The organism is Pseudonocardia sp. HH130629-09, assembly GCF_001294645.1.
Lineage (GTDB): Bacteria > Actinomycetota > Actinomycetes > Mycobacteriales > Pseudonocardiaceae > Pseudonocardia.
In genome coordinates this window covers 2,206,870-2,225,936 of the sequence record NZ_CP011868.1, presented here as the reverse complement: position 1 = coordinate 2,225,936, position 19,067 = coordinate 2,206,870, and the positions used below count along the sequence as shown (strand labels likewise).

General features: G+C 74.2%; 17 protein-coding genes. 7 read left to right on the top strand and 10 right to left on the bottom strand.

What is annotated here, in order from left to right; all coding sequences use genetic code 11:
* Window positions 1-14 precede the first annotated feature (14 nt).
* Window positions 15-1,184 carry a type III PLP-dependent enzyme gene (locus tag XF36_RS10220; protein WP_238589204.1) on the bottom strand — a complete coding sequence of 390 codons (1,170 nt, stop codon included), beginning with the start codon at window positions 1,182-1,184 and terminating at the stop codon, window positions 15-17.
* Window positions 1,185-1,314: 130 nt separating this feature from the next.
* On the opposite strand from XF36_RS10220, the gene XF36_RS10215 reads away from it, so the two are divergent.
* A complete protein-coding gene (locus tag XF36_RS10215; RefSeq protein WP_060711821.1) occupies window positions 1,315-1,773 on the top strand; it encodes a pyridoxamine 5'-phosphate oxidase family protein in 459 nt (152 codons plus the stop codon).
* 77 nt (window positions 1,774-1,850) lie between these two features.
* Here the strand turns inward: XF36_RS10215 and XF36_RS10210 are convergent, their stop codons facing one another.
* Both XF36_RS10210 and XF36_RS10205 read right to left on the bottom strand, forming a co-directional pair.
* Window positions 1,851-2,948, bottom strand: coding sequence for an acyl-CoA dehydrogenase family protein (locus XF36_RS10210; protein WP_060711820.1), 1,098 nt, complete (start codon window positions 2,946-2,948; stop codon window positions 1,851-1,853).
* Window positions 2,948-4,135, bottom strand: a complete 1,188-nt coding sequence (locus XF36_RS10205; protein ID WP_349675550.1) for an acyl-CoA dehydrogenase family protein — start codon at window positions 4,133-4,135, stop codon at window positions 2,948-2,950. Before XF36_RS10205 ends, XF36_RS10210 begins: the two co-directional genes overlap by 1 nt.
* A 79-nt stretch (window positions 4,136-4,214) precedes the next feature.
* On the opposite strand from XF36_RS10205, the gene XF36_RS10200 reads away from it, so the two are divergent.
* Window positions 4,215-5,687 (top strand): NAD-dependent succinate-semialdehyde dehydrogenase, encoded by a 1,473-nt coding sequence (locus XF36_RS10200; protein WP_060711819.1) that lies wholly within the window; start codon window positions 4,215-4,217, stop codon window positions 5,685-5,687.
* A 64-nt stretch (window positions 5,688-5,751) separates the two neighbouring features.
* On the opposite strand, the gene XF36_RS31480 is transcribed toward XF36_RS10200, so the two are convergent.
* The 5 genes from XF36_RS31480 to XF36_RS10175 all read right to left on the bottom strand — a co-directional run bounded on the left by XF36_RS31480 (window position 5,752) and on the right by XF36_RS10175 (window position 11,255).
* Window positions 5,752-6,075, bottom strand: coding sequence for a hypothetical protein (locus XF36_RS31480; protein ID WP_060711818.1), 324 nt, complete (start codon window positions 6,073-6,075; stop codon window positions 5,752-5,754).
* On the bottom strand, window positions 6,072-8,141 hold the full coding sequence (locus XF36_RS10190) for a hypothetical protein (RefSeq protein ID WP_145981324.1): 2,070 nt from the start codon (window positions 8,139-8,141) through the stop codon (window positions 6,072-6,074). The genes XF36_RS31480 and XF36_RS10190 overlap by 4 nt, the downstream gene beginning before the upstream one ends.
* Before the next feature lie 4 nt (window positions 8,142-8,145).
* The gene (locus tag XF36_RS10185; protein WP_060711816.1) at window positions 8,146-9,693 is read right to left on the bottom strand and encodes a lipopolysaccharide biosynthesis protein; all 1,548 of its coding nucleotides are present in this window, start codon (window positions 9,691-9,693) and stop codon (window positions 8,146-8,148) included.
* 13 nt (window positions 9,694-9,706) lie between these two features.
* A complete protein-coding gene (locus XF36_RS10180; RefSeq protein WP_060711815.1) occupies window positions 9,707-10,084 on the bottom strand; it encodes a hypothetical protein in 378 nt (125 codons plus the stop codon).
* Window positions 10,085-10,184: 100 nt separating this feature from the next.
* Window positions 10,185-11,255 carry a glycosyltransferase family 2 protein gene (locus XF36_RS10175; RefSeq protein WP_238589203.1) on the bottom strand — a complete coding sequence of 357 codons (1,071 nt, stop codon included), beginning with the start codon at window positions 11,253-11,255 and terminating at the stop codon, window positions 10,185-10,187.
* A gap of 558 nt (window positions 11,256-11,813) precedes the next feature.
* Between XF36_RS10175 and XF36_RS10170 the strand changes: the two genes are divergently transcribed.
* The 5 genes from XF36_RS10170 to XF36_RS10150 all read left to right on the top strand — a co-directional run bounded on the left by XF36_RS10170 (window position 11,814) and on the right by XF36_RS10150 (window position 15,457).
* Complete coding sequence (locus XF36_RS10170) at window positions 11,814-12,695, top strand: glycosyltransferase family 2 protein (RefSeq protein ID WP_064485406.1); 882 nt, start codon at window positions 11,814-11,816, stop codon at window positions 12,693-12,695.
* 194 nt (window positions 12,696-12,889) lie between these two features.
* Window positions 12,890-13,603: an energy-coupling factor ABC transporter permease gene (locus tag XF36_RS10165; protein ID WP_060711813.1), complete on the top strand. Its 714-nt coding sequence runs from the start codon at window positions 12,890-12,892 to the stop codon at window positions 13,601-13,603.
* Window positions 13,600-13,950 (top strand): PDGLE domain-containing protein, encoded by a 351-nt coding sequence (locus tag XF36_RS10160; RefSeq protein WP_060711812.1) that lies wholly within the window; start codon window positions 13,600-13,602, stop codon window positions 13,948-13,950. The genes XF36_RS10165 and XF36_RS10160 overlap by 4 nt, the downstream gene beginning before the upstream one ends.
* Entirely contained in the window at window positions 13,950-14,714 is a 765-nt protein-coding gene (gene cbiQ / locus XF36_RS10155) for a cobalt ECF transporter T component CbiQ (protein ID WP_060711811.1), read from the top strand. Before XF36_RS10160 ends, cbiQ begins: the two co-directional genes overlap by 1 nt.
* Window positions 14,711-15,457 (top strand): energy-coupling factor ABC transporter ATP-binding protein, encoded by a 747-nt coding sequence (locus tag XF36_RS10150; protein ID WP_060711810.1) that lies wholly within the window; start codon window positions 14,711-14,713, stop codon window positions 15,455-15,457. Before cbiQ ends, XF36_RS10150 begins: the two co-directional genes overlap by 4 nt.
* Here XF36_RS10150 and XF36_RS10145 read toward each other — a convergent pair.
* Entirely contained in the window at window positions 15,448-16,440 is a 993-nt protein-coding gene (locus XF36_RS10145) for an IS481 family transposase (RefSeq protein ID WP_082375307.1), read from the bottom strand. The genes XF36_RS10150 and XF36_RS10145 overlap by 10 nt on opposite strands.
* Window positions 16,441-16,561: 121 nt before the next feature.
* Window positions 16,562-18,832: a HelD family protein gene (locus XF36_RS10140; RefSeq protein WP_082375800.1), complete on the bottom strand. Its 2,271-nt coding sequence runs from the start codon at window positions 18,830-18,832 to the stop codon at window positions 16,562-16,564.
* Between the last annotated feature and the right edge of the window lie 235 nt (window positions 18,833-19,067).

The following is a 19,067-nucleotide window of genomic DNA, read 5'->3' as shown; positions in this document are numbered from 1 at the left end:
CACGTCCGGACACGTTAACCGCGATGTGGGAACGCCGCCCCCTCCTCCTCGACGACCACGTCCAGCGGTCCGAAGCCGTTGAACCCGACCGAGGCGTAGCTGGAGGTGTAGGCGCCGGTCCCGAGCAGGTCGACGACGTCGCCCGCGGCCAGGTCCAGCGGCAGCGCGACCGGGGTCCGGCGGTAGACGACGTCGTCGCCGTCGCAGGTGGGGCCCGCGACCACGACCGGTCCGCACGGGCCGGAGCGGCCGGGCACGCGCAGCGGGTAGGCGATCGCCTCGCCCTCGGTCTCGGCCAGGCCCTGGTAGCGGCCGACGTCGAGGTACACCCAGCGACGGTGGTCGACCCCCGGGCGGCGGGACACCCGCAGCACCCGGGCGCGCAGCACTCCGGCCGGGGCGACCAGCGCGCGGCCCGGTTCGAGCAGCAGCGTCGCGTCGTCCACGTGCCCGGCAGCGACGGCGGCGGCCACCGCGCTGCGCACGGCCGCGGCGTAGTCCTGTGCGGGGGCGACGGCGGTGCGGTAGGCCACCGGCCAGCCGCCGCCCAGGTCCAGCTCGGGTCGGCGCAGCCCGGCCCGCCCGGCGACCCGCAGCGCGAGCGCGACGGCCCCGGCGTAGGTGGCGGGGCGGGTCTGCTGGGAGCCCGCGTGGAAGGTGACCCCGGCCGCGACCAGGCCGCGGTCCGCGACCCGGCCCAGCAGTGCGACGGCGGCGTCGGGCGGCGCGCCGAACTTGCCGTGGAACGGCGTCGCCGAGCCGGTGTCGTCGACCGAGAGGCGGACCTGCACCCGGGCGCCGGGGACCTCGGCGGCGAGGGCGTCGACGTCCTCGGCGCTGTCGGTGACGAACCGGGTGACGCCGACGCGGGCGGCCCGGGCGGCGGCACCGGGGCCGCGCACCGGGTTGCCGTGTTGCAGGGTCACCGGGTCCGCCCCGGCGGCCAGGCACAGGTCGACCTCGGCCTGGGAGGCCACGTCGAAGCCGGCCCCGGCCGCGACGAGGGTGCGCAGCACCGCGGGTTCCGGGCAGGCCTTGACGGCGTAGAGGATGCGGGCGTCGCCGAACGCGGCGGCCAGCGCGCGGTACCGCTCCCCGACGACGACGGGGTCCAGCGCCAGGTACGGCGTCGGACGGTCGGTGGCGAGCAGCCGCTCCAGGCCGGGGCTCAGGGTGTCGGGCACACCGCGATCGTCTCCCGGGCCGGGCCGCGCCCCACCGCCGGGGCACGACCTGCGGGGCCACGACCCGCCGGGGCCGGACCGGCCCGACCGGACCGCTCCGGGCGCCGGGCCCCTGATCTAGGTTCGACCCATGACCGCACCGAAGCCGCAGCGCCGCGCCCGGAGGATCGCCATGACCCCGGAGGAGGTCACCGCGTTCCTCGACGCCGAGCGCACCTGCCGGGTCGCCACCAACGGCGTGAACGGCCCGCACGCCACCCCGCTCTGGTACGTGTGGGACGGCGAGGCGCTCTGGCTGACCTCGCTGTCGCGCTCGCAGCGCTGGACCGACCTGCAGCGCGACCCGCGGATCGCCGTCGTCGTCGACGCCGGGCACGACTACTCCGAGCTGCGCGGGGTCGAGCTGCGCGGCTCGGTCGAGGTCGTCGGCGAGGTCCCGCGCACCGGGGAGCCGCACCCCGAGCTGGAGCGGGTCGAGCAGGCGATGGCCGACCGCTACTCCGGCGGGCAGGTCGCGATCGACGGCCGGCACGCCTGGCTGCGGCTGCGCCCGGAGAAGATCACCAGCTGGGACTTCCGGAAGATGTGATCGTCACGGGTGAGGGGATCGGTGCCGGATGTGGCTCCGATCCCCTCACCCGTGACGATCACCGGGTTCCGGCCGGCTCAGGGCCGCCCGGTCACCAGCGGCCAGAGGCCGTCGGCGCCCGCGGCCAGTGCGGCCGCACCGACCCGGTCGTTCCAGTACGCCTCGGTGCCGTCCTCCTCCCGCCAGGCCCACAGCCGGGTCGTGACCAGCCGCAACGCGTGCTCACGGGTGAACCCGATCGCGCCGTGCACCTGGTGGGAGATCCGGGCGACGGCCGTGGCCGCCTCCGAGCAGCGGGCCTTCGCCGCGGCGACGGCGAACGCGGTCTCCGCGGCGGCGAACCCCGCGCGCTGCGCGGTCGAGGTCGCCGCGGCGGAGGCGGCCGAGGCGGCGGCGACCTCCGACCCGGCCTCGGCGAGCATCTGCTGCACCGCCTGGAAGCGGCCGATGGGGCGACCGAACTGGGTGCGCTCCCCGGCGTAGGCGACCGAGGCGGCCAGCGCGCCGCGGGCCGCGCCGGCGAGCAGCAGCGATCGTGCCAGCGCCGCCCGCAGGGTCAGCTCCGCGGCCGCGCCGGCCGGGGCGGTGCCGGTGGCCGTCGGGGTGACCGCGTCGAGGGTCAGACCGTCGCGGGGCTCCTCGGCGAGGTTGACGCCCTCGGTGACCCGCGCCGCGGCCGCGTCGAGCACGAGCACCCGGTCGCCGTCGAGCACGACGACCGCGGCGAGCGAGCGCCCCCACGGCACCCGGGTCAGCTCCGCCGACACGGAGCCGCCGCCAGGGACGCCGCCGGTGCCGCCGTCGGTGCCGGCGTGAGTGCCGCCGCCGGTGAGCGCGCCCCGGGCGGCACCGGCCGGGCGGTCCCCGCTGGTCGCGTCGGTGACGACCGCGGCCAGCGGCCCGTCCGGCGCGGCGAGCCCGGCAGCGCGGGCCAGCCACCCGGCGAGCAGGTCGGTCTCGGCCAGCGGCAGCCGGGCCGCCGCCGCTCCGGCGACCTCCAGCAGCACGGCGGCGTCGTCGAGGGTGCCGCCGGTCTCCGGGTCGGTCAGCGAGGTCAGCCCGGCCCCAGCGCACGCCTTCCAGGCGGCCGTGTCCAGACCGGTGCCCTCGCGGTCGTCGGACCCGGCGGCCAGGATCGACGCGGCCAGGTCGGCGAGGTCGCTGTTGCGGGCCATCAGCGCAGTCCCATCCCCCGCGCGACGATGCCGCGCAGGACCTCGTTGGTACCGCCGCGCAGGGTGAACCCGGGCGCGTGCAGCACGGCGTCGGCGAGCAGCCGGGCGAACCCGGACTCCGCGCCGGGGTCCGGTGGGATGTCGACCAGCAGCCGGGCGGCGTCGACGATCTCATTCTCGAAGCGGGTGCCGAGGTCCTTGACCAGGGCCGCGGCCAGCTCGGGCGCCTCACCCGACTCCAGTGCCCCGGCGACGGCCAGCGACATGGCCCGCAGCGTCCACAGCCGCGACACCAGCGACCCGACCCGGCGCCGGGTGCCGGTGTCGACACCGCCCGACGCCGCGGTCAGCTCTCCGACCAGCGACGACAGCAGCGGGTAGGTCGACAGGAACCGCTCCGGTCCGGACCGCTCGAACGCCAGCTCGCCGGTGACCTGGGCCCAGCCGTTGCCGATCTCGCCGAAGACCCGCGAGTCCGGGATGAACACGTCGTCGAAGCGGACCTCGTTGAAGTGGTGCGCCCCGGTGAGCAGCGGGATCGGGCGGATCTCCACCCCGGGCGAGTCCAGCTCGACCAGGAACTGGGACAGGCCCGCGTGCCGGTGGGCGTCGTCGCGCGGCTCGGTGCGCACCAGCGCGAAGAACGCGTGCGCGTGGTGGGCGCCGGAGGTCCAGACCTTGGTGCCCGACAGCCGCCACCCGCCGTCGACGCGGGTCGCCCGGGTCCGCACCGACGCCAGGTCGGAGCCGGAGTCCGGTTCGGACATGCCGATGCCGAAGTACACCTCGCCGCGGGCGATGCCGGGCAGGAACGCGCGACGCTGCTCCTCGGTGCCGTGGCGCAGCAGCGACGGCCCGATCTGGCGGTCGGCGATCCAGTGCGCGGCCACCGGGGCGCCCGCGGCGAGCAGCTCCTCGGTGACGACGTAGCGCTCCAGCGCGGTGCGGCCGTGCCCGCCGTACTCGGTGGGGATGGTCATACCGAGCCAGCCGCGCTCCCCCAGCCGCCGCGAGAACGACTCGTCCCAGCCGGAGAGCCACACGTCCGCACGCGGGGTCCAGCGATCGGCGTCGCGCTCCTCATCGAGGAAGGACCGGACCTCGGCCCGCAGGTCCGCCAGCCCGGCGGGGAGCTCGACCGGGTCGGGCACGAGCTCGGGCAGCGTCGCTGCCGCTGTCGATGTCACTGCCACGGGCCTCATCATGACCCAGCCCCGCCGACGCCGCCGGTGTCTATGGGCCGACTCACCGGGGTACGTTCCGGGCATGACCACCAATGCTGACGAGCGCAGGGTGCTGGATGCCGTCCCCACCGGCCTGTTCATCGGCGGCCAGTGGCGGCAGGCGGAGAACGGTGCGACCGCGAAGGTCGAGGATCCGTCCACCGGAGAGGTCCTGACCGAGGTCGCCGACGCCTCCCCCGCCGACGGCATGGACGCCCTCGCCGCCGCGCACGCCGCGCAGCCCACGATCGCCGCGATGGCACCACGGGAGCGCAGCGAGATCCTGCGCCGCGCCTACGACCTGCTCCACGAGCGGATCGACGACCTGGCCCTGCTCATGACCCTGGAGATGGGCAAGCCCTTCGCCGAGGCCAAGGGTGAGGTCACCTACGCCTCGGAGTTCCTCCGCTGGTTCTCCGAGGAGGCCGTGCGCATCGACGGCGGCTACCAGGTCGCCCCGAACGGCCAGACCCGCTTCCTCACCGTCCGCCAGCCCGTCGGGGTCTGCGTGTTCGTCACCCCGTGGAACTTCCCGCTGGCCATGGGCACCCGCAAGATCGCCCCGGCGGTCGCCGCCGGCTGCGCCTCGGTGATCAAGCCCGCACCGCAGACACCGCTGACGATGCTCGCGTTCGCGCAGGTGCTGGCCGACGCGGGCCTGCCCGACGGCGCCCTGAACGTCATCAACGCCACCGACGCCGGCGCGGTCATCGAGCCGATCCTGCGCGACGGCCGCGCCCGGAAGATGTCGTTCACCGGGTCCACCCCGGTCGGGAAGCTGCTGCTGGCCCAGGCCGCGGACAAGGTCATGCGCTCGTCGCTGGAGCTGGGTGGCAACGCCTCGTTCATCGTGCTCGACGACGCCGACGTCGACGCCGCCGTCGAGGGCGCCATGATCGCCAAGATGCGGAACATGGGCGAGGCCTGCACCGCGGCGAACCGGTTCTACGTCCAGCGCGGCGTCGCCGAGGCGTTCACCGCCAAGCTCGCCGAACGGATGGGTGCGCTCAAAGTCGGTCGCGGCACCGAGGAGGGCGTGAACGTCGGCCCGCTGATCGACGCCAAGAGCCGGGACAAGGTCACCGACCTGGTCGCCGACGCCGTCGCCGCGGGCGCCTCGGTCGCGCTCGGCGGGAAGGCCCAGGACGGGCCGGGCTACTTCTACCCGCCGACCGTGCTCACCGACGTGCCGGTCGACTCCCGACTCAACCACGAGGAGATCTTCGGCCCGGTCGCGCCGATCACCGTCGTCGACACCGCCGACGAGGCGTTGGCCGCGGCCAACGCGACCGAGTTCGGCCTGGTCAACTACGTGTACACGCGTGACCTGAACCGGGCGCTGCACATCGCCGAGAACCTCGAGAGCGGCATGATCGGGCTCAACACCGGGCTGGTGTCGAACCCGGCAGCCCCGTTCGGCGGGGTGAAGGAGTCCGGGCTGGGTCGCGAGGGCGGCGCCATCGGCATCGACGAGTTCCTCGAGACCAAGTACGTGGCCATCGGCTACAGCGGCTGACCACGCGCACGGACGAGGGCCCCGGCGCCGTACGGCGCCGGGGCCCTCGTGGTTCGCGGACCGGTCAGTTGGCCGGGGCCGCGGGGGCAGCGGGTGCCGGGGCCTGCGGCTGGATCGGGACCGCCGCATCCTGCCCGGGCACCGGTTCGGCGGGCTGGGTCACGTCGGCCTGACCGCCCGAGACGAGCTCGACCAGCTCGACACCGCCGTTGAGGGTCAGCATCACGATCAACAGTGCCACTGAGGCGACGGCGGCCGCGGTGAGTCCGCGTTGCGCGGACCCGCTGGTGACCAGCCGGCCACGGCTGGTCTCCACCACCCAGGCGCGGGCGGCGAAGACCGCCAGCATCAGGCCGAAGGCGAGCCAGGTCAGGAGGAATCCGTTCACGGGTTCGGCACCTCCCCGCCGGCCGCCGGGGCCGGGCCCGTCGCCGGTGCCGGGACACCCGGCGCCGGGGGCGGGTCGTTGCGCACCAGGATCGCGTCGAAGCCGCTCTCGTAGGTCGCGCGGTACTGGCCCGACGCGATCAGCTGGTTGCGGATCTCGAGCGTCCAGCCCGGCTGGCGGTCGTTCAGGACGACGCCCTGCTTCTCGATCGCCGGATAGAACAGCAGCGTCTGCGGCTGGACCTGGTCGATGCAGCGGAACGGGTCCGCGGCGAGGACCGCGCAGCCCTGACCGCCCGAGGCCATGTTGTTGTGCTCGCCGACGCCCTCCAGGGCGTACGGCCCGACCGTCGACAACGGCTGCACCGTCGCGCCGGGCGGCGCCTCGTCGTAGGCCTTGCGGGTCATCTGGACGTCCTCGGTCGTGACGTCGGTGTAGGCCTCGTTGCCGCCGCGGATGAAGATCAGCAGACCGAAGACCACCACCATGCCCACCGCGAGCAGCCGTTCGCGTTTGCGGTCGACCCGGGCGAAGGCCCGCAGCGCGTCGACGGCCAGGATCGACAGGATCGGCAGGCCGTAGAGCAGCACGCGCAGGAGCAGCTCGCCGCCGTAGCTCTGCACGACCGCCATGCCCATCGGGATGATCGCCAGCAGGATCGGCACGAGGTCGCGACGGCGGCGCCAGTAGACCCAGGCACCGGCGAAGCCGATGACGTAGGTCAGGCCGGTCATGACGACCCGGAGCCCCTTGCCCACCAGCTGGCCCGTGTCGCCCTGGAACCGGTCGGCGACGCCGGCCTGCAGCGCGCTGCCCTCGTCGCCACTGCCGATGATCATGCTGATCTGGTTCATCCAGAAGTCGCGGGCGCCGATCAGCACGAACACCGCCACCGCGGCGATCGCGACGATCACCAGCCCGCGGCCGCGGAACCGGCCCACGATCGCCAGTACGGCCAGCTGGCCGATGATGGCGAACGGGGTCAGCTGGTGGGCCGGGGCCACCGCGATCACGCACAGCGCCGCGCAGAAGTAGATCAGCAGCAGCTGCCGGGCGGGCAGCGTCGGTGTGTTCGGCGGGGTCAACGCCGACACCAGCCAGCGCCGCCACCGTGGCAGCGGTGGTGCCCCACGGTGCGCCCGTGGCCAGCCCGCGGCACCTGCGTTGTCGACGCGACGGGTGGCCAGGGGGCCGAGCGCGAAGGTCAGCACCGTCAGCAGCAGCACGATCGCGGTCGCCTGCGGCGAGAAGTAGTCCTGTTCGATCCAGTTCAGGCCGATGAACAGCCAGGCCGCCACCCACGGTGCGCGGGTGCCCCCGAGCATCGAGCGGGCGAGCGCGTAGACACCGATCGCCCACACCGCGGTGACGGCGGGCGGGTACCAGCGCAGGACCGTGTCGAGCTGGTCGGCGCCCGCGGCGTCGCGGATCCACGCCCACTGGGCGAAGAACGCCGGCCAGAAGAACCGGGCGTCCACACCGGTGGGCGGGACACCGTTGTTGCTGGCCACGGCGTCGACGAAGCCGGAGATCAGCCACGCAGTGGTGAACCGGGCCTGGGGCTGCACGACCGAGGGCAGACCGGTGGAGCACAGCAGCAGCACACCCGTCGCGGCACCCAGCATCGGGATCCGCGGCCGGCGCGACCACAGCTCGACCAGGCAGGCCCCGATCGCGAGCAGCAGGGCCACCCACGCGAACGGGCTCAGCGCCGGGGCCAGGCCCCAGCCGCCCAGGTCGGACAGGTCGGTCGTCGCCGCGGCGACGGGCAGCAGCAGCACCGCGAGCACGGCCAGGACCGGGGCGCCCCAGACCCACAGCGGGGACAGCGGCTCGGCGGTCTCCGGGGCGGGCGGCGGAGGCGGCGGCGGACCGTCACCGGGCGGGCGCGGGACCGGGCCGCGGACGGCCATGGTCGGCGAGTCCGGACCCGGCGGCGTGACGAACTGGGTCCGCTCGCTCGCGCTCTCCTCCGCGACGCGGGTCCGCGCGACGGCGGGCTCCTCGCCGCGGTGGCCGCGGGTTGACGGGCCGGGGCCGCCCGTCCGGCGGGTCTCCGACGTCACGACTTCACCTCCGGTGTGCTCCGGCGGTTCCACACGCCGGGACGAATCTGAGTGCCAGCGCGCAGAGGACCTGCGCGCCGACGTAGCCGAGGACGACCGGCAGCATGGTCATGCTGACCGACGCGGTCCCGGGCTCGGGCAGCGGGACCAGACCGGCGAAGGCCACGACCAGGCCGGTGTTGAGCAACTGGATCTTCGCGTAGCCCATCCCGTCGCCGTCGGCCTGGCGGCGGGCGAGCTCGAACACGACGATCAGCCGGAAGAACAGCCCGCCCATGAGCACGGCCAGCGCCGGGGCGCCGGGCGCGTAGCCCTCCCCGAGCAGCGACAGCACCGGGTAGCCCAGTGCCGCGCCGAGTCCGAGCGCCGGGACGAACAGCAGGAGCATCCGGCGCCGTGCGACGCGGGCGAACTCCTCGGCGCGGTGCGGCTCCCGGGCGGTCTGCACGGTCAGCGAGTTGGTGAAGAACGTCGCGGCCAGGTCGATGACGGTCACCGCCTGCCAGCAGATGAAGAAGACCGCGCCGATCTCGTTGCCCATCCGGAAGTTCGCGAACAACGGGACCTGGTTGTAGAGCAGCGCGTTGCCGCACTGCGCCAACGCGGTCGGCGCGAGGAACGCGATCATCTCCGGGCGCGACGGGAGCGTGCCCGGCCCGCCGGCGCGGGCGAAGCGCCGCACCATGAACCAGAGCAGCACGGTGCCCGCCGCGATCCACAGCACGACCGGGATCGCCCAGGACAGCACCAGCGCCTCGGACGCGAGCGTGCTGCCCAGCGCCAGCAGCAGCACGATCCGGGTCACGGCGAAGGTGCCGTTGCGCCACACCGCCACCCACGGCCGCCCGATGGCGACCATGACGAAGTCGTGGACGACGAACACGCACCAGCCGGCGCAGGTCAGGACCAGGACGACCAGTCCCCAGCCGAACGATCCGCCGCCGGCGGCCTCCGCGACCCGGGGCACGAGCGTGCCGTAGATCAGGCCGATCAGCCCGGACAGCGGCATGATCAGCAGGAGCGAGCCGAAGGTCAGCCGGACCGACTTGCGGCCGGCCCCGGGGAGCCAGCGCAGCAGCGCGAGCCCCAGGTTGAGCTGGGCGACGCCGCCGATCAGCTGGAAGGCCGACACGAACTCCGAGGCCCGGCCCACCTCGGACTGCGGCATGATCCGGGTCGCGATCAGCACGCCGAGCAGCCCGGCGACCGAGCCGAAGCCCGAGCACAGGGTCAGGGCGATGCCGTCACCGATGCCGCCGTTGCGGTCCGGGACCTGCTCGCCGTCGCCGTCGCCGCCTCCGCCGCCCGCTCCGGGTGATGGGGTGGGCGGCGGGGTCGGCGGGTTCTCACCGGGCCCGCGCAGCCCGACCAGCGGGGGCAGGAACTCGGTGTGCTGCTCGGCGTTGCGGCGCGAGTGCGCCCTGGCGTGCGCCGTGGACAGACGCTGGGTCGGGGCTTCCGGGTCGACGCCCCTCGCGTGCGGTCCGGGGACGGGGCCGGGACCGGGCGTCCCCGCGGCGGGGCGGGGATGCGCCGGCCCGACCGGCCTCACCGGAAGGTCCCGCTCACTGGGCCACCACGGCGTGGCGCAGCAGGAACGGGACCGACAGGAGCGTGACGGCGAACAGGGCGACGCTCGGGTACCAGAGCCCCAGGCTGACCATGAGCTGGCCGCCGATCAGGGTGACGGCGGTGCCGACCCCGAGGGTCAGCAGCCAGACGTGCGCGGCGGGCGCGCGGCGCAGGAATCCCGCGGCGGCCCAGCCTGGGCCGAGCAGCAGGAAGCCGATGGTGACCAGCAGCCGGAACTCGCCCAACGCGCCCCCGGTGACCCCGGCGACGTTCAGTCCGCAGGCGACGATGCCGGCGAGGACGAGCAGGATCGCGACGTACCGCCGCGCGGTCCTCGCGCGGGTCAGCTCTGCTGCGGACTGCACGCTCACCGCGGCTCACTCCTCTTCACTGGTGGTTCTCCCGGCACGACGTCCCCCGTGGGACGGGTGCCGGTGGGGCGTGGACCGGGTCGATCCGGTCCCGGGGCGTTCAGGACGCCTCTTCCCCCCATGCGTACCGCACACCGGTCCGCTCGGGACGGGCGGACCCGTCCCGCTCGGCGCCGACGGGGCGCTGCTCGCGGGCGACCGGCGACGGGGCCGGCTGCGGCGGGCCGGGCTGGGCGGTGCCGGGCTGCGGCTGCGGGGCCGGTCGCGACGGCTGCTGCCGGCGCTGCGGGGCCGGGGCGTCGGCGCGCGGCCGCGGGGCCGGGCGTCGCTGGTGGGCCGGCGGGACCGTCCGGTCCGGCGTCGTGGGCGGCACCGGCCCCGTGGGCGGGGTAGTGGGCGCCGCCGGGTGTCCGGCGGGCGGGGCGACCGCCGCGGGGCCGGGGACGGCGGGCCGGTCCTCGCGACCGGCGCGACGCCGCTCGGCGGCGAGGGTCCGCAGGACGCGGGTGCCGTCGGCGAAGGTGCGCAGGTTCGTCTCGCCGAACATCCGCTCCTTCTCCACCGAGGGGACCTCGGTGATCGTCAGACCGGCGGCGGCGACGCGGCAGTTCAGGACCGTCTCGATCTCGAACCCGTCGCCCCAGTACATCCCGCCGTCCGGGTGTGGGGGCATGTCGACCGCGGGCAGGTCCAGCAGCGGCAGGATGTCGGCCCAGAAGGCGTTGTAGCCATAGCAGAGATCGCTGTAGCGGGTGCCGAACAGCGTGTTCGCGATCAGGTTCAGCCCGGCGTTGCCACCCTTGCGGAGCAGCGTGATGTCGTCGCTGCCGCCGCCCTTGGTGAACCGGCTGCCCTTTGCGAAGTCGGCGCCGTCGACGAGCGCGGCCACGAAGCGCGGGATCTCCTGCGGGTCGGCGGAGCCGTCCGCGTCGAACATGACGATCGCGTCCCCGGTGGCCGCGGCGAACCCGCAGGCCATCGCATTGCCCTTGCCCTTGCGGGTCTGGCGGACGATCCGGACGCCGGGCAGCACACGGCGTGCGGTCTCGACGGTGCCGTCCCGGGAGTCGCCGTCGACGACGATGACCTCGTGCACGGCGGGACGCACGGCCGCGACGGCCGGCAGCACCACCTCGAGGTTCCGTGCTTCGTTGCGGGTCGGCACGATCACCGACACCCTCGGTTGGCTAGGACGACGTCGTCCGTGGTCAGGGCGCTTGTTCACCGGTCTCTCCCCCGAATCGATCGGTCCTGGCGCGCGGTTGGCGAGCAGTGCGTGTCCGGTCGTGACGACGATGCCGATCCGACCGGATCCTTTACCCCACAACGGGGGGGTCATCAGAGATATCTCCGGTGCCGTCGGTCGCGTTACGTGAGCCGCACCGCATCGGGTGTCGCCCGGACGGCGCAAGACCCCCGAACTCCGTCGCCGCGGCGTGGACCGACCACGCGAACACGACGACGGATACTACGGATGCCCTCCGGACCACCGCGGCGCGGGACCGCCTCGCGGGGCCCCGGCCGACGAGCGGTGACCGTCGGGCGGCGAGCGGCGGGATACCCGGCCCATGATCACGGTACGTATCCGTTCCGTCCCGATGGTCCCGTTCGGACGTCGCACGTCCGCGCCGCCGTCCGGCACGTCGACCGGGGCGGGTAGCGTGGGTCGCCGCCTGCTCGTCCGATCCGTTCCACCCCTGCGAGGTACCCGATGAGGCCCGGCGGCTTTGTGCCCAGCGTGTCCGTCTGCATCCCGGTCCACAACGGCGAGGCCTATCTCGCCGAGACCATCCGCAGCGTGCTGGAGCAGACCTGGCGGGACTTCGAGCTCGTCGTGCTGGAGAACGGCAGCACCGACGCGAGCTGGGAGATCGCCACCTCCCTCCGCGACCCGCGGATCCGGGTCGAGCGCAACCGGCAGGTCCTGCCGCAGGGCGACAACTGGAACCGCGCCGTCGAGCTGTGCCGTGCGCCACTGGTGAAGCTGGTGTGCGCCGACGACCTGCTGCACCCGCGCTGCCTGGAGCTGCAGGTGCCGCCGATGCGCGACGACCCCTCGCTGTCGGTGGTGGCCTCTCGCCGGCACATGATCGACGAGCAGAGCCGGGTCATCGTCCCGCGCCGCGGCCTCGGCGGCGGCCTGGTCGGGCTGCACTCGGGCAGCGAGGTCGCGCGGCGGGTCATCCGCAACGGGGCGAACCCGATCGGCGAGCCGGGCAACGTGCTGTTCCGTCACGAGCAGTTCGTCACCGCGGGCGGGTGGCGCCCGGAGCGGCGCTTCATCATGGATCTCGACCTCTGGATGCGGCTGCTCCAGTACGGCGACTTCCTCGGCGTCCCCGAGACCCTGGCCGCGTTCCGGATCGCCCGCGGCTCGGTCTCCTCGGAGTTCGAGCAGCAGATCTCCGAGGAGCAGCAGCTGCTGTTCGACGAGCTGGGCGACTCCGGGGTGTTCGACGTCCGCCCGATCGACGTGCGGATCGGCCGGCTCGCCCTGCCGCTGGGCCGGGCCCGGCGCAAGGCACTGTTCAAGGTGTCGCGGATCGCCGCCCGCAAGGACGACAAGCTCATCGCCGAGCGCGACGAGGCCGCGGCCGCCGAGGCCCGCTGACCGCGCTGAGCGCAGGCCGCGACCGCGGCCGCCGGACGGACGGCATCCCGGACTCCCCGATCGGCGGGGCCGACACCGGACATCGGGGACATGCAGTCGCGTATCTGCTGCCAGGTCTTTGCGGCAGCACTGCCGTCGCGTTGAATTCCCTCACCCGGCCCGGTGGCGGCCGGACCGACCGGTGAGGGGGCGCGATGCAGACGCATGCGGTCGCCATGCACATGAGCGACGGGTTGGTGAACGGCCCGACGGCGCTGCTGTTCGCCGTCGTCGCGGTCATCGCGCTGACGGTTGCCGTCCTGCGCGCCCGCGCGGACCTCGACGACCGCACCGCGCCGATGGCCGGGCTGGTCACGGCCTTCGTCTTCGCCGTCCAGATGATCAACTTCCCGATCCTGCCCGGCGCGAGCGGGCACCTGCTGGGCGGGGCGCTCGTCGCGATCCTGGTGGGCCCCTGGGTGGGCATCATCGCGATCTCGATCGTGCTCGTCGTGCAGGCGCTGCTGTTCGCCGACGGCGGCATCACCGCCCTCGGGCTCAACATCACGAACATGGCCGTGATCGGGGTGGTCGTCGGCTGGCTGGTGGCGCGGGCGCTGCGCCGGTTCGCGGTGCGGTCACGGACCGGGCTGGTCGTCGTCGCGTTCGTCGCCGCCCTGCTGAACACGGTCGTCGCCGCGATGGGCTTCGTCCTGGAGTACGCGATCGGCGGCGCGGGCGGCGCCACCCTCGGCACCGTCTTCGCGCTGATGGGCGGGCTGCACCTGCTGATCGGCATCGGCGAGGGCGTGATCACCGCGGCCACCGTGGGCGCGGTGGCCGCCGTCCGGCCGGACCTGGTGTACCTGCTGCGCGGCACCGCGGCCCCGCTCGCCCGTCGCTCGACCTCCGAGGAGGGTGTGCGATGACCGGCACCGCCCACCGCCGTCCGCTGCTGTTCTTCGCCGGGTTCCTCATCGTGTCCCTCGTCGTGGCCGGGCTGGTCTCCTCCCTCGCCTCCCCCGACCCCGACGGCCTCGACACCGTCGCCCGGCAGGGCTGCACCGCCGTCGCGACCCCGGAGGGCGAGGAGCGGCTGGAGGGGACCTGCATCGCGACCCACGAGAGCGACCACGCCATGGCGTCGAGTCCGCTCGCCGGGTACTCGGTCCTGGGCGGCGAGGGCACCACCGGCGTCGCCGGGGTGGCCGGGGTGCTGGTGACGGTCGTCGTCGCGGGCGGGGTGTTCCTGCTGCTGCGCCGACGGGACGGCTGATGGGCGCCGGGCACTCCCACCCGCTCCACCTCCACCGCGACTCCCCCGTCCACCGGCTCCCACCCGAGGTCAAGATCGTCTCGGCGCTGCTGGTCACGGTGTGCGTGGTCGCGACCCCGCGAGAGGCGTTCGCGGTGTTCGGCGGGTTCGCCGTCCTGCTCGCCGGGGTCTGGGCGCTGGCGGGCATCCGGCCGGGCTGGATCCTGCGCCGCTCGTTCATCGAGCTGCCCTTCGTAGTCCTCGCGGTGCTGCTGCCGTTCACCGGCCCGGCGCCGACGCTGGACTGGCTCCGCCTCACGCTGTCCCAGGCGGGGCTGCTCGGGGCGTGGAACATCCTGGTCAAGGGCACCCTGGGCGTGCTGACCTCGCTGACCCTCGCCGCGACGACGCCGATGCGCGACCTGCTCGTCGGCCTGCAGCGCCTCCGCGCCCCGGCGATCGTCACCACGATCGCCACCCTGATGCTGCGCTACGCCGACGTGATCGCCGGCGAGGCCCGGCGGATGCGGTTGTCCCGGATCTCCCGCGGTCACGACCCGCGGTTCCTGTGGCAGGCCGGGGCGACCGCCCGCGGGATCGGCTCGCTGTTCGTGCGGTCCTACGAGCGCGGCGAGCGGGTGCACCTGGCGATGCTGTCGCGCGGCTGGACCGGCACCATGCCGCCGTCGGGCGACGCCCCGACCACCCCGCGGCAGTGGCTGGCCGGGCTGACCGTGGCCGGGGTCGCGGTGCTGCTGGCCGGGTCCGGCTGGGTGGCCGCATGAGCCCGCCGTCGCTGCGGCTGACCGACCTGGCCTTCGCCTACCCCGACGGCCACCAGGCGCTGTTCGGTGTCGACCTGACGATCGCCCCCGGCGAGCGGGTCGCGCTGCTCGGCCCGAACGGCGCCGGGAAGACCACCCTGGTGCTGCACCTCAACGGGATCCTCGGCGGCAGCGGGGACGGCCGGGAGGACCGCTGGGCGGGCTCGGTCGAGGTCGGCGGGCTCCGGGTGGAGAAGCGGAACCTGCGCGAGATCCGGCGCCGGGTCGGGATCGTCTTCCAGGACCCCGACGACCAGCTGTTCATGCCCACCGTCGCCGAGGACGTGGCGTTCGGCCCGGCGAACTTCGGGCTGCGCGGGCCGGCGCTGCGCGAGCGGGTCGACGAGGCACTGGCCGCGGTGGGGATGGCCGACGCCGGCGACCGTTCCCCGCTGCACCTGTCCGGCGGGCAGCGCCGCCGGGTGGCGCTGGCCACGGTGCTGGCGTGCGACCCGGAGATCCTGGTGCTCGACGAGCCGTCGTCGAACCTCGACCCGGTGGCCCGCCGCGAGCTGGCCGAGGTGCTGCTGGGGTTGGACCGGACCATGCTCATGGTCACCCACGACCTGCCGTACGCGCTGCAGCTGAGCCCGCGCAGCGTCGTGCTCGACGGGGGGACCGTCGTCGCCGACGGGCCGACCCGGGACCTGCTGGCCGACACCGAGCTCCTCGCCCGGCACCGTCTGGAGCTGCCCTACGTGTGATGTCCAGGCAGGTTGGTCAGGCGACCGATCGGCGGTAGGCCGTTGGTTGCGCTGTGGGGCCGGTGGTGATTGTAGAAGTGCAGCCAGCCGGGGAGCGCGTCTCGCCGAGCCGTTTCGCAGGGGTGGAAGCGGGCGTATGCCCACCCGTCGGCGAGGGTGCGGTGGAAACGTTCGATCTTGCCGTTGGTCTGAGGCCGGTAGGGCCGGGTTCGCTTGTGGGTGATGCCCAGTTCGCTGCAGGTGTCACGCCAGGCGTGTGAGCGGTAGCAGCTGCCGTTGTCGGACAGGACCCGTTCGACGGTCACGCCGCGGGCGTTCAACCAGTCCACGGCCCGGCGTAGCACACCGGTGGCGGTGTCGGCTTTCTCGTCGCTGTGGATCTCGGCGTAGGCGACGCGGGAGTGGTCGTCGATGACGGTGTGGACGAACGCTCTGCCGGTGCGCGGCTTGTAGTCGGTTCCCCTGGGCAGTCCGGGAGTGGACCGCTTGTTCAGGGCGCCTTGTCGGCGTCCGACGAAGCGGTGTCCGCCTCCGTCGGGGATGTTGCCGAACTTGGTGACGTCGACGTGGATCAACGAGCCGGGGTGTGGGTGTTCGTAGCGGCGTAGGGGCTCGCCGGTGACCCGGTCGATGTGGGAGAGCCGGTTGATCCGGCAGCGGCGCAGGACCGCGTGCACGGTCGAGGCGGCGAGAGCGAGTCGGCCGCCGATCTGTACTGGTCCGAGTCGGTGGTGCCACCGCAGTCGCACGATCTGCTTCACCAGCCTCGGCGGGGTCTTGGCCGGCATCGACCGTGGTCGGGAGCTGCGGTCGACCATCCCGGGCGGGCCCTCGGCGCGGTAGCGGTCAGCCCACTTTCGGGCGGTGCGAGGGGCGACCATGAACATTCTGGCCGCGGTGGAGCAGGTCCAGTCCTGGTCGACGATCAGACGGGCCAGCCGTAGCCGGGCACGCGGAGTCAGCGCAGCGTTAGCGTGGGTCACAAGGGCCTCCGGTTGGTGAAGCGGTTCCTAGACAGCTCCACTTCACAACCGGGGGTCCTCGCCTGTCTCAGCGACAGGCCGTCATCAGCTCAACCTGGAACAACGTCCATGGACATCACAGCTAGGGCCGGCCGATCCGCTTGAGCACCGGCGGCAGCTCCCCGCTGTGCAGCACCCCGAGCCGCTGGGTGGCTCGGGTGATCGCGACGTAGAGGTCGTTGAGCCCGCGCGGCGATTCGTCGAGCATCTCCTGCGGCTCCACCACGACGACGGCGTCGAACTCCAGCCCCTTCGACGCCGCGACCGGCAGCACCACGACCGGCGCGTCCAGCTCGGACTCCCCCTCGGCGGGCTCCGGGGTGGTGAGCCCGGCCGCGTCGAGGACGGCGCGGACCCGGTCCAGGCGGCCCTGCGGCGTGAGGACGGCGGTGCGCCCGTCCCCGACCGCGTCGCGCTCGGCGCGCACCCGCTCGACCAGGATCCGGTCCCCGTCGGCCCCGGCGGGCAGCGCCACCGCCCACGGGGGGACCCCGGTCGAGCGCACCGACGAGGGCGGCTGCAGCGAGGCGTCGATCTCGGCGAGCACGTCGTCGGCGACGTCGGCGATCTCCGAGGGCGTCCGGTAGTTCACCGTCAGCTGCTCCAGCCGCCACCGCCGCGCCACGAACGGTGACAGCACCTCGTCCCAGGAGCCCGCACCGCCGCGGTCACCGGTCTGGGCGATGTCCCCGACCAGGGTCATCGACCGGGCGGGCGCGCAGCGCATGACCATCCGCCAGGCCATCGCCGAGAGCTCCTGCGCCTCGTCGACGATGATGTGACCGTAGGTCCACTCACGGTCCGCGGCCGCCCGCTCGGCGGTGGAGTCGTAGCGGGAGACCTGCATGCGCTCGGCGAGCCGGTCGGCGTCGATGATGTCGGTGGCGCGCAGCAGCTCGGGGTCGAGGTCCTCCTCCAGGTCGAGCACGTCGAGCACGCCCTGGGCGTACTCGACCTCCTCGCGCAGCGCGGCGGCCTCAGCGGCGGCCTGGGCGGCGCCGTCGTCGCCGAGCAGCTCGGCCGCCTCGTCGAGCAGGGCGACGTCGGCCGGGGTCCAGCGCAGGTCCGGGGGCACGTCGGCACCGGGCGCCGGGCGCTCCAGCAGCGCCCGCTCGGGCGCCGGGATCCGGCGGGCCACCGAGTTGAGCCGGCGGCGGTCGGCGAACAGGTCGGTCAGCAGCTGCTCGGGCGACAGCGTCGGCCAGAGCTCCTCCAGCTGCGCCGCCACCTCGGTGGACTCGGCGAGCTCGTCGCGGATGTCGCCGACGTCGCGCCGGTCCAACAGACCGGACTCGCCGCCGCCGACACGGCGGGCGACCTGCTGTGCGAGCAGCCGGAGCAGCTCCTTGCGGAAGATGCGGCGGGCCTCGTTGTGCGGCTTGCGGGAACGCCGGGCCCGGGTACGGGCCTGGGCGACGGTGTCGCGGTCGAACACCACCCGCTGCTGTTCCACGACGAGCTCGACCGGGCTGCGCGGCAGCTGCTCCCGGTCGCGGACGGCGGCGGCGATCACCGGTGCCATCTCGGCGCGGCCCTTCAGCTCTGCCGTCGCCGGGGACTCGGTCCGGCGCGCGTCCAGGCCGGGGAACAGCTGCGCGACGGTGCCGAGCACGACGCTGGTCTCTCCCAGCGAGGGCAGGACCTGCCCGATGTAGCGCAGGAACGTCGGGTTCGGCCCGACGACGAGCACGCCGCGCCGGGCGAGCCGGTCGCGGTGGGTGTAGAGCAGGTACGCCGCGCGGTGCAGCGCGACCGCCGTCTTGCCGGTGCCGGGCCCGCCCTGCACGACCAGCACGCCGGACGGCTTCGACCGGATGATCCGGTCCTGCTCGCCCTGGATGGTCGCGACGATGTCGCCCATCCGCCCGGTACGGGCCTGCGACACCGCGGCGAGCAGCGCGGCCTCGCTGGTGAGCCCCGACCCGGAGCGGGCCCGCTCCTCCTCGGACATCTCGGCCAGGTTGAGCGGCTCGTCGTCGATCGCCACGACCTGCCGGAGCCGGGTCCGCAGGTGCCTGCGCCGCCGCATCCCCTCGGGGTTCGCGGCGGTGGCGGTGTAGAACGGCCGGGCGGCGGGCGCCCGCCAGTCCATCAGCAGCGGCTCGTACTCGTTGTCCTCGTCGAGCAGGCCGATGCGGCCGACGTAGCGGATCTCGCCGTCGTCGGCGTCGAGCCGGCCGAAGGCCAGCCCGTGCTCGGCGGCGCGCAGACCGGCGAGCCGGTCGGTGAGCATCTCCGCGGCGGCGTCGCGCTGGGTGATGGCCTGCGGGGTGCCGACGGTCTCCTCGCGGAGCGTGTCGGCCAGCCGGCGCGCGGTGTCGCGGCGGCGGTCCTCGAGCTGCTCGTAGAGCATGGCCACGTAGGACTGTTCGTGTGCCAGCTCCGGGTCGACCGGCGCGGCGGGGTCGGCCGCGGCAGCCGGGGAACCGGCAGCGGAAGTGGGTTCGGGCACGGCGCGGGGATCCTCCACCGGGGGGACGTACACGACACGTCCGCGCGGTGGCAGGGCGAGCCCTGTCGCCGACGGAGCGACTGACCAGGCTACCAGCGGTGCACGACCGACCGGTACGTGACGGGCCGGGTCGTCC

Bases quoted from the DNA above. Each gene is read 5' to 3' on its own strand.
- XF36_RS10215 (WP_060711821.1), top strand. From the start codon at position 1,315: ATGACCGCACCGAAGCCGCAGCGCCGCGCCCGGAGGATCGCCATGACC.
- XF36_RS10210 (WP_060711820.1), bottom strand. From the start codon at position 2,948: ATGGCCCGCAACAGCGACCTCGCCGACCTGGCCGCGTCGATCCTGGCC.
- XF36_RS10200 (WP_060711819.1), top strand. From the start codon at position 4,215: ATGACCACCAATGCTGACGAGCGCAGGGTGCTGGATGCCGTCCCCACC.
- XF36_RS10165 (WP_060711813.1), top strand. From the start codon at position 12,890: ATGCAGACGCATGCGGTCGCCATGCACATGAGCGACGGGTTGGTGAAC.
- XF36_RS10160 (WP_060711812.1), top strand. From the start codon at position 13,600: ATGACCGGCACCGCCCACCGCCGTCCGCTGCTGTTCTTCGCCGGGTTC.
- cbiQ (WP_060711811.1), top strand. From the start codon at position 13,950: ATGGGCGCCGGGCACTCCCACCCGCTCCACCTCCACCGCGACTCCCCC.
- XF36_RS10150 (WP_060711810.1), top strand. From the start codon at position 14,711: ATGAGCCCGCCGTCGCTGCGGCTGACCGACCTGGCCTTCGCCTACCCC.
- XF36_RS10140 (WP_082375800.1), bottom strand. From the start codon at position 18,832: ATGCTCTACGAGCAGCTCGAGGACCGCCGCCGCGACACCGCGCGCCGG.